The organism is Neobacillus sp. NRS-1170 (assembly GCF_050468025.1).
Map to the genome: position 1 here is coordinate 44,975 of NZ_JBITPF010000038.1, position 14,749 is coordinate 59,723.

The following is a 14,749-nucleotide window of genomic DNA, read 5'->3' on the forward strand; positions in this document are numbered from 1 at the left end:
ATGAAAATTCTGATCCAATGAGTTTTCAACTGAATTTAATTGAAAGTACACGTTATGTAAAATGATAACAGTTTTTCTGTCAAGTTTCACCTTTTTATAAAAATCAAAAAGGGATAAACCATTATCAGGTGCATCCCTTTAACGAATTGGATTAGTTTTGTTTTGCCTTTTTTTCATAGGCATCGATGATTTTTGCAACCAGTGGATGACGGACAACATCACTTTGCTCTAAAAAGACAAAGGAAAGTCCCTTTACATTTTGGAGGATCTCTTCGGCCATAATTAAGCCGGATTTTGCTCCTTTAGGCAAATCAATTTGTGTTTGATCACCTGTAATGACCATTTTTGATCCAAAGCCCAATCTGGTTAAAAACATTTTCATTTGAGCGTGGGTGGTATTTTGGGCCTCATCTAAAATTACAAACGCATCATCCAGTGTACGCCCTCTCATATAGGCTAAAGGAGCAATTTCGATGGTTCCCCGCTCAATTAACCGTTGTGTATGTTCTGCGCCTAATATGTCATGTAAGGCATCATACAGAGGCCTTAAGTAAGGGTCGACCTTTTCTTTTAAATCTCCTGGAAGGAATCCTAGGCTTTCCCCTGCTTCAACAGCTGGCCTTGTTAAGATAATTTTATTTACTTGTCCATTCTTAAGGGCATTCACTGCCATCACGACGGCAAGGTATGTTTTCCCTGTTCCTGCTGGTCCAATCCCAAACACCAAGTCATTTTTCTTAATGGCAGTAACGTACTGCCTCTGTCCCAGCGTTTTAATTCTTATCGTTTTTCCTTTTACGTTTTTGGCAATTTCTTCATCATATAAATTTACAAAATAATCGAGCGTTCCCTTATTTGCCATTTCAATGGCATAGATAACATCCCGCTGGCTGATGTTAATTCCCTTTCGGATGACAAACATTAAGCGATCTAGAATTTGTCCGGCTAAGGAAACCTTGTCCTCGTCACCTGACAAACTAACGGATTCACCTCTTGTGATGATCGAAACGCCAAGCTCCTGCTCAATGATTTTTAAATTTTGATCAGAATTTCCTAGCAGCGTAATCGCCTCTGCTGGATTTTCAAGCTGTACTTTGATCGTTGTTAATTTTTCTGTCATTCATGAGTCTCCTTGGAAATCGGTGCCCCGACTGCAATGTTTTCTATTATCTTAAAATGGATATCTAGTATTACCTTACCATTTTTAATCGCTTTGTGTAAAATTTTTTCATCTTTGATGATAGCATCTTCATCTAATTGGCTTTTTATTTCTTTTTTAGCCAGCTCCAGTGCATTTTGTTCCGCTTCTTCATTCGTGTAGGTCCGTGTGAATTCTTCTCGTTCCCGAATTGTTTTATGAATATAGGAAATTGGAAGCTCCCATTTTAAGAAATGAATTTTATGAACAATCTTTTCCGTTTCGAACTTTTTAAAGCCATGCTCTCCAAAACCCCAAATTGGGACTTCTAACTTCCCAAATGAAAGATAATACTTTTGTTTTTCTTTCCCATTAAAAACGTTAAAATCCGTATTAAAAGGGAGTTCTACATGGCTTTTATACCAGGTTTCTCCCCAAACCTCACCTTGAGCAGAAACTAATTCCGGTTTTAGACCATCTTCACCGATTATTCCGGATACTAATAGTTGTCCAGCCTCCACATGATCATTCTTATCCACAACCTTTTGGCCATATTCAATATCCATTTTAACAATGATCGCCTTCTTTTTCGCGATTAGATTCTGGGGTAATAATTGCTTCTGCTTTTTCGGCTCGTTTTTTTCCACCACTTGCAAGTGGTAGGTTGTCCCGTTTAATTCCACACCAACCCATGTAAGGTCGCCCACATTATTCGTTAACCTTCTTTGAATTCCTTCAACGTTGTCGACAAAGAACTGCAGCCTGCCTATTTTAACCCCCATCTTGTCCAACTCTTTTCGAATCTGATACTCAGTGGCCGGTTTTGCTCCTTTGATCTCAATTCCCCATATGACATTGGATAAAAGCAAAAGGATAAACAAAAAAATTCCTGCCCCAATTAAAAATCCGCTGTTTTTTAATAATCTTTTAAAAAGAAAAGGGACGCCGCTTCTTTGCAAAAAGGAAATGGTACACTCACTATGTCTTGCATAGTGCCTGATGTTTTTAGCATCTTCGAGTCTCATTTTAAAGGTAATGGTCTCTGTACCATGCCTCTTAATATTCCAAATTTGCAAACCGTTTCTGGCTAGAATATTTAAAAAACGTTCAACCCCCTTTCCTGAGACTTTTACCGTTACTCTGCCAAATATAAATTCTATCCACTGGTTCTTCATTTTGCTCCTCCTGGATTATCAGTTATATAAATGACCTGATCAATTTTCCCTTCCAGTAACACCTCTTCAGGTAAAAACGTTTTAATAACAAAGGATTTCCCTTTTATCAATAATTGCCCTTGCTTTAAAAGCAGGCGGAGTTCTTTATCTGTGTATGCAAGTAAGCCGCGATGGTTCTCTATATAAATATGAATCTGCCCAATCATTGTGATACGGGGTAAATCCATCATGACATCTTGAGGAAGATCCATTTTTTTAGCCATCCAATTTCGGACTTTCTGGCCCCATTTTTTCGCCATAAAAAAAGAACCCCCTTTCATCTCATATGTATGAAATGAAATAGGGTTCTAGCACAATTTTCTCCAATAAGATGGATTGTTTTATTCGGATTCAGCCTGCCTTTTCCTTGGGAAATATGGTTTCCTTGACCGCGGTTCTCCAAGGATTTCAGACCAGATTATGCCGTTTATTATTGAGTTTGGATTAGGTGTCTCAAACTCTAGTTCACCATCATTATCTAAAGCAGCAAATAAAGGGTCTTTAGGTTTTTCTTTCTTAAGTTGTCCTAGATTAGCTGGATTCGTAAATCCTTTTTGAATGACATCCGAATCCTGTTTAATTTGTAAATATTTTTTTTCAAGATCCTGTTGCTTTGGCTGATGAGAATTCTTTTTCTCTTGAACAGGATGTATTCTTCGTTCTGTTTCATCCTGGAAAAGGTTTCTAAGATCATCTAAAGTATTCATAGAAAATGATTTGCTTTTTATTGGCCGTTTTTTCCCTTTTTTCTTGCCAAATATCGAGGAGAGAATCCCAATTATTATTAAAAAAACTAAAGTTTCCATACTACCGCCTCCTTTATTTTTTAGCGGTCGGCTTTTTTCTCACCTGTAATTTTACCGATTGAGCCCCTCATATCGGTATCAGCCGAAATATTTTTAATGTTCATATAATCCATAACACCAATATTCCCGGATTTAAGGGCTTCTGCCATTGCAAGAGGGACCTCTGCTTCGGCTTCCACTACTTTCGCTCTCATTTCCTGTACTTTTGCCTTCATTTCCTGCTCTTGAGCCACAGCCATTGCCCGGCGCTCCTCTGCTTTTGCTTGAGCTATTTTCTTATCGGCCTCAGCCTGTTCTGTTTGTAATTCTGCTCCAATATTCTTGCCGATATCTACATCCGCGATATCAATTGAAAGGATTTCAAAGGCCGTTCCGGCATCCAGCCCTTTGGAAAGAACCGTTTGAGAAATCAAATCCGGATTTTCTAAAACCTTGCTATGGCTGTCCGATGAACCGATTGTCGATACAACCCCTTCACCTACACGAGCTACAACTGTTTCCTCACCAGCACCGCCAACGAGTCGGTCGATATTAGCTCGAACGGTAATCCTTGCTTTTGCTTTTACTTCAATCCCATTCATCGCTACTCCGGCAATAAATGGCGTTTCGATTACCTTTGGATTAACACTCATTTGCACCGCTTCTAAAACATCACGTCCAGCCAGGTCAATCGCAGCACAGCGTTCGAATGATAATTCAATATTTGCGCGGTGTGCTGCAATAAGAGCATTCACCACTCGGTCTACATTCCCGCCAGCCAGATAATGGCTTTCAAGCTGATTAGTCGTTACATTTAAACCTGCTTTATGGGCTTTGATAAGCGGATTGACCACCTTGCTTGGGGTTACTCTCCTTAAACGCATCCCGACCAACGTAAAAATACTAATCCGGACACCTGCTGCAAGTGCTGATACCCAAAGCATTACCGGTACAAAAGATAATAAAATTCCTAAAAAAATTAACACAACCACAACAAGGGCAATAACAAAGATTGTTCCATTTGTAACCATTTTTCCAACCCCCTATTTATTCAATTTCCCTTACGACAATCCGGGCACCTTCGACCTTAATCACTTTTACGCTGGCATTTTGCTCAATAAACCCGCCTTCACTCACAACATCAATTCGTTCATTTTGAATGATGGCGGTTCCTGCAGGTCGTAATATCGTTAACGCAATGCCCTCCTTACCAATTAGTTCGGTACGATTAATATTCGAAACATACCCATCCTCTTTTCTAGCTGACTCCGACAAAACCATCCTATTAAAAAGGATGAGTTTTTTGCCAAAAACCTTTATCATCAAAAAGAAAATAAGAATAGAAATGAAAATGGCGATTAGGATAGATACTCCCATCTGTAAGGCGTTTTCCCCTGCTAAAAAAAGACTTAAAATTAAAGCTGCGACACCCAAAGTCCCCGAAATGGCTCCTGGCAGGAAAAACTCCAAAAAGATAAGAAGTATACCTCCGGCAAATAAGATCAATGTACCGAATCCGGCATATCCCGCTTGGAAATGTCCATAAAAGAATATTAGCAGCGCCAATACCCCTACTAAGCCCGCCAAACCAAACTTCGCTGAAAAAAGCTCCACAACAATTCCAACGCCCGCAATTGTTAAAAGAACAGTGATCACAATCGGGTTAGTAAGAAACTCAATCATACATGGGCCCCCTTTCTTTCTATTTAGCCGTTATTAATCAATACGTATGTATGAAGGGAAAGTTTCACTTTTCAGTAAATATACTGTGTAATCATACCTGTGATTTGCGTACCAGGCGCTTCGCGCACCTTAGTTCGTGCCTGGGAGCCTCCTCGGCGCTTAAGCGCCTGCGGGGTCTCCCCTGACCCGTACTCCCGCAGGACATTGAATTGCATCCTTGAATCCACCCACGCACGAAGGAAATGCGATAGCATTTTCAAGGAGTCTTCGCGCCTTCCGCTCCAATCAACAGTGTTAAATAGTCAACTCTTTCTTCTAACACGGCAAAATAAAAAGACCACAAGCTCTTGAGCCTGTGGACTTAATGTCAGAATACTTATGAAAGGTGTTGTTGTACAAATTTATTAACAAGTGATCCATCTGCTTTACCCTTAACTTTAGGCATAATCGCAGACATCACTTTTCCCATATCCGCTTTTGATTTTGCGCCGACTTCAGAAATAGTTTGTGCTACTATGTCTGACAGCTCCTCTTCAGAAAGCTGCTTCGGTAAATAGAGCTCGACAACTGCAAGTTCTGCACGCAATTTTTCAACTAGGTCTTCACGACCAGCCTTATCAAATTCATGGAGGGAGTCTTTGCGTTGTTTTACTTCGCGAGAAAGGACCGTTAACTCCACATCTTCGGATAGTTCTTTTACTCCAAGCTTAATGGCTTCATTTTGCAATGAAGATTTAACCATCCGAATAACAGAGAGTTTGTCTTTTTCCTTGCTTTTCATCGCTTGTTTCATGTCATTATTTAAACGCTCGAGAAGACTCATGATTACACCCTCTCTTAAAACTTACGTTTTCTTGCTGCTTCAGACTTTTTCTTACGTTTTACACTTGGCTTTTCGTAGAATTCGCGCTTTCTTGCCTCTTGCAAAGTACCAGTTTTTGATACTGTACGTTTGAAGCGACGAAGAGCATCTTCAAGCGATTCGTTTTTACGAACGACGGTTTTAGACATTCTCTTTCCCTCCCTCCGAAACACAACACACTTACATTCAATCCATGTACCTTGCAATTATAATATAACCTTGATACAAGGTCAACTGAAATTCGCAGTGTAAAAAAATGCTTTTTATTTTTTATACATATTTAAAACAAAATTATCATAGCCAGTCTTAATTTTTCCAGCAAGGTGGCATGTCCCTTCACCTGCAGCCATACAATGAAGGGAGGGGGCCTAAGACATGCTATACATATTATTATTTGTCCTTTGTATTTTATTATTTATTTTTGGAATGACCATTATAAGGTTTGGCTTATTTAATTTGTCAGCAAATAAATTGAAAACCTGGCTGATTAAACTAACAAGTTCACCGTTAAAGGGAATGTTGACGGGAACATTTGTAACTGCCCTGCTTCAAAGCAGCTCAGCTGTAATGGTAATCACCATCGGATTAATTTCAGCAAGGATTATGACATTTCCACAGTCGATCGGTATCATTCTCGGTACTAATATTGGGACTACCTTTAAAACAGAGTTAATTACCTTTAAATTGGATGCCATTCTTGTTCCTTTAGCTGTCTGTGGGGCCGTCCTGATTTTATTTAAAAACAAGAAGGCCCGGAGTATCGGTATGCTGACGTTTGGAATCGCCTCGGTCTTTACAGCAATGAAGGGGTTCGAATTACTGGCCCATCCTTTAACCTCGATGGACTTTATTAATAAATTTATTTTGTCCTTAAACGACAATATTTTCTTAAGCTTATTAACCGGGACAATTATTACGGCCATTATTCAATCTAGTACAGCGATGACCGGAATCGCCATGGGTTTTTTAACGGTAGGATCGCTCAAACTGGATGCGGGAATTGCCATTGTGCTTGGAGCAAATATCGGGACTTGTATTACGGCCATTATCGCCTCTATCGGGGGAGGAAAGGAATCCAGATTGGCAGCTTTCGCTCATGTCTGGCTAAATGTATTTGGAGTTTTGTTATTTATTCCATTAATTCCGACTTTAACGGATCATGCACAATTACTTGCTAATCGAAAAGATGTCCAATTAGCACATATCAGTGTGATTTTTAATGTAGTATCCTCATTGCTCATCCTTCCTTTTGCGACTAAATTTGGTGAAATGATATTATTTTTACATGATAGGAAACCAAATAAATAAGACGGCCAAGCCCGGCCGTCTTTCTTTAATAATCAGCAGTCACTTTAAGTCCATTGATAATCGCTACACTTGAACTGGCCCCAATTCTTGTGGCACCAGCCTCGATCATCATCTGGGCATCCTCAGTACTACGAACACCGCCAGAAGCCTTCACACCAATATCTGGACCAACTGTCTTCCTCATTAAGGCAATATCCTCAAAGGTTGCGCCTCCGGTTGAAAATCCAGTGGAAGTTTTCACATAATCAGCACCAGCTTTTACTGACAATTCGCACGCGCGAATTTTTTCATCTTTCGATAAAAGACTTGTTTCAATAATTACCTTCGTTAGCGCTTTGCCTTTCGCTGCATCTACGACAGCAAGGATGTCACTTTCTACTAGTTCATCATTGTGATCCTTTAAAGCACCAATATTAATAACCATATCCACTTCATCCGCGCCATGATCAATCGCGTTTTTTGTTTCAAACGCTTTTGTTTCCGGGGTGGAAGCCCCAAGGGGAAAGCCAATAACAGTACATACCTTCACAGCGCTTCCCTGTAATAGTTCCTTTGCTGTGCTGACCCATGTTGGGTTTACACAAACAGAAAAGAAACTATTCTCCCTAGCCTCCTGGCAAAGCGTTTCGATTTGCTCTCTAGTGGCCTCAGGCTTTAGTAAAGTATGGTCAATCATTGCAGCAACATTATTAGCCATTTTACAAGCTCCCTCCAATTTAGATTAGAAAGAAATTTGCTGCTGAAAATAGTATGCCCTGAACCCAAAGAAAAAAGGACCTATATTGGTCCTTAGATTGCAGCTTCTTCATTTGTAAATATTTCTTTTTTTACTAATTTCGTGTCCTCAACAACAAGGACAAACTGTCCTTCATTGTAAGGGTAGCCTGCTTTAGTAATTTTTACTTTAACGATTTTTCCGATCATATCTTCTGTTGCAGGGAAAACTATCTTCAGATAATTATCTGTATAGCCTACAAATAATCCTGATTTGCCTTCTTCGGTAAATGCCTCTTCCGGAATCACTTCTAATACTTCGCCTTCAAATTTGGACGCGTATTCTTTAGCCAGCTGGTCAGAAAGGGAAATTAAGCGGTGTACGCGGTCATTTTTTACCTCTTCATCCACTTGATCTTCCATCCGGGCAGCGGGAGTACCCGTGCGTTTTGAATATGGAAATACGTGTAGTTCAGAGAATTTGTGTTCATTTATAAAGTTATAAGTCTCCATAAACTCTTCCTCAGTTTCACCAGGGAAGCCGACAATAACATCAGATGTAACTGCAAGGCCGGGGAGTACTTCTTTTAAGCGGTCTAATCTTTCGCCAAAGAACTCCATTGTATACTTACGGCGCATTCTTTTTAAAACCGTATTTGAACCTGATTGCAACGGAATATGCAAATGACGGACAATAATATTGGAATGCTTGATTACCTCAATCACTTCATCAGTAATTTGGCTTGCCTCAATTGATGAAATGCGCAGACGCTCTAAACCTATTACTTCTGCTTCTAAATCACAGAGTAAAGCTGCAAGATTATAATCCTTCATGTCTTCACCGTAGCCGCCAGTATGGATTCCAGTTAAAACGATTTCTTTGTATCCGGCATCCACTAGCTGCTGTGCTTGACGAATGACTTCTTTTGGGTCGCGGGATCTCATTAAGCCGCGTGCCCATGGAATAATACAGAAGGTACAGAAATTATTGCAGCCTTCTTGAATCTTTAATGATGCACGCGTTCTGTCTGTAAACGACGGAACATCAAGCTCCTCATAAACACGATTTTTCATAATATTACCGACACCATTAATCGGCTGGCGTTCAACCTTGTACTGCTCAATATAATCAAGCATTTTAGTACGATCTTGTGTACCAACAACGATATCAACACCAGGGATTGCCATAATTTCCGCTGGAGACGTTTGTGCATAACAGCCCGTTACGCAAATAACGGCATCAGGATTTTTCCTGACAGCTCGTCTAATTACCTGACGGCTTTTTTTATCCCCAGTGTTCGTTACTGTACATGTATTGATAATATATACATCCGAGATTGATTCAAACTCAACTCGATCATAACCCTCCTGCTTAAATAACTGCCAAATTGCTTCAGTTTCATAATGATTTACTTTACATCCAAGTGTATGAAATGCGACTGTTGGCATTGTCTGTTCACCTCATTAATTCAAAATGATAGGAAATCGCCGCAAGCGCATATAACGGCGCAGTTTCCGTTCTCAATATTCGCGGCCCTAATCCACACAAGTTAAAACCATGGTCTTTAAAGGCTTTTACCTCTTCATCTGATAATCCTCCTTCAGGACCAAACACGATCAGGAGGGATTCCCCGCTTTGCATTTTCTGAAGTGTTGCAGAAAAAGTAGACACTTCTCCACTTCTGCTTTCATCTTCAAAGGCTGCTAATTTATATTTAAATTCCTTACTTTTTTCAAGCAAAGCTTTGAAATTCAAAGGATTCAAGACTTGGGGTATAAGATTGCGATGCGATTGTTCTGCAGCTTCTTTAGCAATCTTCTGCCATCGCTCTATTTTCTTAGCTGCTTTTTTCTCATCCCATTTTACAATTGACCGAGCGGCAGAGTATGGGAGGAACTGATGTGCGCCTAATTCTGTTCCTTTTTGAATAATCCACTCAAGCTTGTCCCCTTTAGGAAGCCCACTGGCAATTGTAATTGAAATCGGAAGCTCTGAAATCTCCATTTTCCATTGTACAACGTCTGCAACGACTCTTTCATCGGTAATTTCTGCAATTTTGCAGACAGCGGAATTTCCATCCGGGTCGACACAAATGATTTTTTCACCAATATCCATGCGCATGACCTTAATGATATGATGGCGGTCATCAGCATCAATAAAAAAACGTTCTTCATTTGCTCGGTTTTTAACAAAGTAACGTTGCACACGATGCACCCTCTCTAAAACTTTTTACGCCTTATTTTACTAAATGTAAGTTCATTTTGAAAGCAGAAAAAGGGGTTAATCCCCCTTTCCCTAAATAGTTATTTCCTTTTTGCAATAATGGCAACCCAATCTTCCATCAGAATGGTTTCTGTGATATCAAAGCCTGCACTTACAATTGCTTCTTTAACTAGCTCTTTTTTCTGCTGAATGATTCCCGATGCAATGAATGACCCGCCTGGCTTAACGACCCTCGCAACATCATCTGTAAAGCGCAAAATCACTTCAGCTAAAATATTCGCAACAATGACATCAGCTGAATTTTCCTCAACCCCATCAAGCAGATTGTTTTGGGAAATGTTAACCGTATCACTGACTTTATTTAATTTAATATTTAATTTCGCCTGTGTCACAGCCACTTCATCAAGATCATACGCCCGAACATCCTCAGCACCAAGCTGAGCTGCAGCAATGCTTAAAACACCTGAGCCTGTTCCCACATCTATTACCCGGTCACCTGGAAGGACTGTCCGTTCAAGTGCTTGAATACACATAACCGTTGTCGGGTGTGTTCCAGTCCCAAATGCCATGCCTGGATCCAATTCAATGATTAATTCGTCACTGCTGACAGGCTCGTAAATCTCCCATGTAGGGACAATAGTAAATTTCTCAGAAATTTTAACTGGATTATAATATTTTTTCCAGGCTGTTGCCCATTCTTCTTCATTTACTTCACTGATTGTAACCTTGTTTAAACCTAAATCGATATCATAAATAATTAAATTATTAATCGATTCTTTAATAGCCTCGACCGTTTCACCCAAAAAGCTGTTAACTGGAAGATATGCTTTTACAATTACGCCTTCTTCCGGATAGTCATCAGGATTGAGTTGGTAGATTTCCCCGAATTGATCTACCCTTTCCTTTGTCAATTCGAATGGATCTTCAATCACTACACCGCTCGCCCCAGCTTCATGCAAAATATGTGAAATAGGTTCGATCGCTTCATTTGTTGTGTGGATACTAATTTCTGACCACTTCATTCTACCAACTCCAATCCTTACTCGCCTTTAAAGGCACGTTTTACTTTTGAGAAAAAGCTTTCTTCATGTTCACCTATTGGCGCCGAACCACTCGCCTCAGCATACTCTCGCAAGATCTGTTTTTGCTTGTCGTTGAGCTTGGTTGGGGTTATGATACGCACCTGAATATGTTGGTCCCCAACACCGTATCCACGTACATTCGGAACCCCTTTTCCTTTCAGGCGGAATCTCGTTCCCGTTTGTGTTCCAGCTGGTACCTTCAGCTTCACTTTACCATGCAGGGTTGGAACCTCAATTTCATCACCTAGAGTTGCTTGCACAAATGTGATAGGCATCTCGCAGTAAATATCATCGCCATCTCTTTCAAAAAACTCATGTTGTCGGACATGGAATACAACATAAAGATCTCCGGCTGGTCCACCATTGATGCCAGCTTCACCTTGCCCAGACATTCTTAATTGCTGGCCATCGTCGATTCCTGCTGGAATTTTAACATGGATTTTCTTGCGTTTCTTCTCTTTTCCTGTTCCGCCGCAGGTTGAACATTTATGTTTAATTTCTTTACCTGATCCATTACAGTAATGACATGTGCGACGATTCACAATTCTGCCAAATGGAGTATTTTGCTCAACATTTAATTGTCCTGACCCCTGGCAATGCTTACAGGTTTCGGCTTTAGTTCCAGGTTTAGCTCCGGAACCGCTGCAGGTAACGCATGTTTCTTCGCGTGGAATTTCAATATCAGTCTCTTTTCCAAACGCTGCTTCTTCGAAGGAAATCGTCATTGTATACTGCAGGTCTGCTCCTTGTCTTGGCGCATTCGGATCACGTCTTCTAGAGCCGCCGCCGCCACCGCCAAAAAAGGTGTTAAAAATGTCTTCAAATCCGCCAAAGCCACCGCCGAAATCGCTGCCGCCGCCAAAGCCGCCAAAGCCTTGATTTGGATCGGTATGGCCAAATTGGTCATAATGAGCCTTTTTCTGATCGTCGCTTAAGACTTCATATGCTTCGGCAATTTCTTTAAATTTATCCGCTGCTTCTGGCTCTTTATTAATATCTGGATGATACTTTTTTGATAGTTTACGATATGCCTTTTTTATTTCATCCTTTGAAGCGCCCTTAGCTACGCCTAGCACTTCATAGTAATCCCGTTTACTCATGATTACCACTCCCGAATCTTTCACATAAAGATTATTGTAACACCGTTATTAGTGCTATTGCAATAAAAAAGCCAAAGCAGCTGAACTGACTTTGGCTTTTATCTATATTTTCACAGCCTTTTACTTATCATCCTTAACTTCTTCAAATTCCGCATCAACGACATTGTCGTTCTTGCCTGTAGTGCTTCCACTCTCTTGACCGCCTTGCGTTGCTTGCTGCGCTTGTGCTGCCTGCTCATAAAGCTTAACTGTCAAAGCTTGAACGATTTCTTGAAGAGCATCCTTCTTAGTACGGATTTCATTAAGATCATTTTTCTCAATTGCTTGTTTTAAAGCATCCTTTGCTTCGTTAGCTTTCGCCACTTCAGCAGCATCTACCTTGCCTTCAAGATCTTTTAACGTCTTTTCAGTTGTGAAAACAAGTTGGTCTGCTTCATTGCGAAGCTCTACTTCTTCTTTACGTTGTTTGTCAGCATCTGCGTTTTCTTCTGCTTCTCTGACCATCTTTTGAATTTCTTCATCAGATAGACCAGTTGATGATTTTATAGTAATTTGTTGTTCTTTATTTGTGCCTAGGTCTTTCGCACGAACGTTTACAATACCGTTTTTATCAATATCAAAAGTAACTTCGATTTGTGGAATTCCACGTGGCGCTGGTGGAATATCTGACAACTGGAAGCGTCCTAATGTTTTGTTATTTGCAGCCATTGGACGTTCCCCTTGAAGAACATGGATATCAACAGCAGTTTGATTGTCTGCAGCGGTAGAGAATACTTGCGACTTTGATGTAGGTATAGTTGTATTACGATCAATTAGTTTTGTAAAGACTCCACCCATGGTTTCAATACCAAGTGATAATGGAGTTACGTCTAGTAAAACAACATCCTTCACATCACCAGTGATAACGCCGCCTTGAATGGCAGCACCCATCGCAACCACTTCGTCAGGGTTTACACCGCGGTGTGGTTCTTGACCGGTAGCTTTTTTAATTGCTTCTTGAACAGCAGGAATACGTGTTGAACCACCAACAAGGATTACTTTATCAATCTGTGAAGGAGTTAAACCTGCATCACTTAAAGCTTGACGTGTAGGGCCCATTGTACGCTCCACAAGATGAGCTGATAGTTCTTCAAATTTAGCGCGGGACATGCTGACTTCAAGGTGAAGCGGGCCAGCAGGTCCAGCCGTGATAAATGGCAATGAAATTTGCGTTGAAGTTACACCTGAAAGGTCTTTTTTCGCTTTTTCAGCTGCATCCTTTAAGCGCTGCAACGCCATTTTATCTTGAGAAAGGTCGATACCATTTTCTTTCTTGAATTGCTCTACTAAGTAATCGATAATAACTTGGTCAAAATCATCTCCGCCAAGACGATTATCCCCAGCAGTTGCTTTTACTTCAAAAACACCGTCACCTAGCTCAAGAATTGAAACGTCAAATGTACCGCCGCCAAGGTCATAAACTAGAATTGTTTGGTCTTGGTCGGTTTTATCTAAACCGTATGCCAGTGCAGCAGCAGTTGGCTCGTTGATAATCCGTTCAACTTCAAGACCAGCGATTCTGCCAGCATCCTTTGTTGCTTGACGCTCAGCATCATTGAAATAAGCAGGAACAGTTATAACCGCTTTTGTAACCGGTTCGCCAAGATAGTCTTCTGCATAAGACTTTAAATATTGTAGTATTACAGCAGAAAGTTCTTGAGGAGTATAGTTTTTCCCTTCAACCTCCACTTTGTAATCAGTACCCATATGGCGTTTAATAGAAATAATCGTATTTGGATTTGTAATAGCTTGGCGTTTTGCCACTTCCCCTACCTGACGTTCGCCATTTTTAAAGGCAACAACAGAAGGAGTTGTGCGGTTTCCTTCTGGATTAGGGATAACTTTTGGTTCTCCGCCTTCAAGTACAGAAACACATGAGTTTGTTGTACCAAGGTCAATACCGATAATTTTACTCATTACCTTTTCCTCCTAGATAAAATATGTAAACTTTTATTGATTGACTTTAACCATAGATGGCCGGATGACTCTATCTTTTAATAGATAGCCCTTTTGAAACTCCTCAATGACAATGTTTGAACCATAATTTTCATCTTCCCCCTGCATGACTGCCTGGTGCTGATGTGGATCAAATTCCTTGCCAACCGCTTCAATTGGTTCAAGACCTTCTTTTTTCAAAGCATCTACCAAACTGCGGAATACCATGTTCATTCCTTGCAAAAGAGATTTTGTTTGCTCATTGTCGGCTTCCACTTTCAATGCTCTTTCAAAATTATCTAAAGCAGGAAGTAAATCCATAATTAATTTTTGTGCCCTATATTTTTCACTCGCTTCTAGATCGAGTCTAGTACGGCGACGGAAATTATCAAAATCTGCTTGAAGACGAAGATAACGATTATCTGCTGCATCTAACTTTTCCTGAAGCAATTGAATTTCTTTAAGTTGTTCATCAAGAGGGTTCACCGCTTCTTGTTCAACATTTTCCTCTTCAGCAAAAACTGGCTCAGCCACTTCTTCTTCAGTAAGTTCAACTTTTTCTTTTAATGTTTCTACTTCTTCATTTATGGTATTGTTCTTTTCATTGGTCAACTTACTCACCTCCCTTAAAGAATTACTCGCTAGCTAAATTAAAATACATTTCC

At 40.3% G+C, this 14,749-nt stretch carries 17 protein-coding genes; 1 reads left to right on the forward strand and 16 read right to left on the reverse strand.

All coding sequences use genetic code 11. The annotated features are described in order from the left end of the window. Positions 1 to 151: 151 nt before the first annotated feature. The 9 genes from ACIFOT_RS17105 to rpsU form a co-directional block, all read right to left on the reverse strand. Positions 152 to 1,120, reverse strand: a complete 969-nt coding sequence (locus ACIFOT_RS17105; protein WP_430066552.1) for a PhoH family protein — start codon at positions 1,118 to 1,120, stop codon at positions 152 to 154. Then, complete coding sequence (gene yqfD, locus ACIFOT_RS17110; protein WP_430066553.1) at positions 1,117 to 2,313, reverse strand: sporulation protein YqfD; 1,197 nt, start codon at positions 2,311 to 2,313, stop codon at positions 1,117 to 1,119. The genes ACIFOT_RS17105 and yqfD overlap by 4 nt, the downstream gene beginning before the upstream one ends. Then, positions 2,310 to 2,612, reverse strand: a complete 303-nt coding sequence (yqfC, locus tag ACIFOT_RS17115; protein ID WP_223591321.1) for a sporulation protein YqfC — start codon at positions 2,610 to 2,612, stop codon at positions 2,310 to 2,312. The genes yqfD and yqfC overlap by 4 nt, the downstream gene beginning before the upstream one ends. Positions 2,613 to 2,693: 81 nt before the next feature. Then, a complete protein-coding gene (locus ACIFOT_RS17120) occupies positions 2,694 to 3,158 on the reverse strand; it encodes a hypothetical protein (protein WP_430066554.1) in 465 nt (154 codons plus the stop codon). Positions 3,159 to 3,178: 20 nt separating this feature from the next. Then, a complete protein-coding gene (gene floA, locus ACIFOT_RS17125; RefSeq protein ID WP_430066555.1) occupies positions 3,179 to 4,168 on the reverse strand; it encodes a flotillin-like protein FloA in 990 nt (329 codons plus the stop codon). Positions 4,169 to 4,184: 16 nt separating this feature from the next. Then, positions 4,185 to 4,820, reverse strand: coding sequence for an NfeD family protein (locus ACIFOT_RS17130; protein ID WP_430066556.1), 636 nt, complete (start codon positions 4,818 to 4,820; stop codon positions 4,185 to 4,187). Positions 4,821 to 4,891: 71 nt separating this feature from the next. Further along, positions 4,892 to 5,080 (reverse strand): hypothetical protein, encoded by a 189-nt coding sequence (locus tag ACIFOT_RS17135; protein ID WP_430066557.1) that lies wholly within the window; start codon positions 5,078 to 5,080, stop codon positions 4,892 to 4,894. Positions 5,081 to 5,196: 116 nt separating this feature from the next. Then, a complete protein-coding gene (locus ACIFOT_RS17140) occupies positions 5,197 to 5,643 on the reverse strand; it encodes a GatB/YqeY domain-containing protein (protein WP_430066558.1) in 447 nt (148 codons plus the stop codon). Between the two features lie 14 nt (positions 5,644 to 5,657). Beyond that, the gene (gene rpsU, locus ACIFOT_RS17145) at positions 5,658 to 5,831 is read right to left on the reverse strand and encodes a 30S ribosomal protein S21 (RefSeq protein WP_007087607.1); all 174 of its coding nucleotides are present in this window, start codon (positions 5,829 to 5,831) and stop codon (positions 5,658 to 5,660) included. 226 nt (positions 5,832 to 6,057) lie between these two features. On the opposite strand from rpsU, the gene ACIFOT_RS17150 reads away from it, so the two are divergent. Then, entirely contained in the window at positions 6,058 to 6,990 is a 933-nt protein-coding gene (locus ACIFOT_RS17150) for a Na/Pi symporter (RefSeq protein ID WP_430066561.1), read from the forward strand. 25 nt (positions 6,991 to 7,015) lie between these two features. Here the strand turns inward: ACIFOT_RS17150 and deoC are convergent, their stop codons facing one another. From deoC to grpE, 7 genes are all read right to left on the reverse strand, one after another. Beyond that, entirely contained in the window at positions 7,016 to 7,687 is a 672-nt protein-coding gene (gene deoC / locus ACIFOT_RS17155; protein WP_430066562.1) for a deoxyribose-phosphate aldolase, read from the reverse strand. A gap of 92 nt (positions 7,688 to 7,779) precedes the next feature. Beyond that, complete coding sequence (mtaB, locus tag ACIFOT_RS17160; RefSeq protein ID WP_430066563.1) at positions 7,780 to 9,153, reverse strand: tRNA (N(6)-L-threonylcarbamoyladenosine(37)-C(2))-methylthiotransferase MtaB; 1,374 nt, start codon at positions 9,151 to 9,153, stop codon at positions 7,780 to 7,782. Between the two features lie 7 nt (positions 9,154 to 9,160). After that, complete coding sequence (locus ACIFOT_RS17165; RefSeq protein WP_430066565.1) at positions 9,161 to 9,910, reverse strand: 16S rRNA (uracil(1498)-N(3))-methyltransferase; 750 nt, start codon at positions 9,908 to 9,910, stop codon at positions 9,161 to 9,163. Between the two features lie 98 nt (positions 9,911 to 10,008). Continuing rightward, positions 10,009 to 10,950 (reverse strand): 50S ribosomal protein L11 methyltransferase, encoded by a 942-nt coding sequence (gene prmA / locus ACIFOT_RS17170; protein ID WP_430066566.1) that lies wholly within the window; start codon positions 10,948 to 10,950, stop codon positions 10,009 to 10,011. 17 nt (positions 10,951 to 10,967) lie between these two features. Continuing rightward, positions 10,968 to 12,110, reverse strand: a complete 1,143-nt coding sequence (gene dnaJ / locus ACIFOT_RS17175; RefSeq protein WP_430066567.1) for a molecular chaperone DnaJ — start codon at positions 12,108 to 12,110, stop codon at positions 10,968 to 10,970. Positions 12,111 to 12,230: 120 nt separating this feature from the next. Continuing rightward, positions 12,231 to 14,066, reverse strand: coding sequence for a molecular chaperone DnaK (gene dnaK / locus ACIFOT_RS17180; RefSeq protein WP_430066568.1), 1,836 nt, complete (start codon positions 14,064 to 14,066; stop codon positions 12,231 to 12,233). A gap of 33 nt (positions 14,067 to 14,099) precedes the next feature. After that, entirely contained in the window at positions 14,100 to 14,672 is a 573-nt protein-coding gene (gene grpE / locus ACIFOT_RS17185; RefSeq protein ID WP_430066656.1) for a nucleotide exchange factor GrpE, read from the reverse strand. Between the last annotated feature and the right edge of the window lie 77 nt (positions 14,673 to 14,749).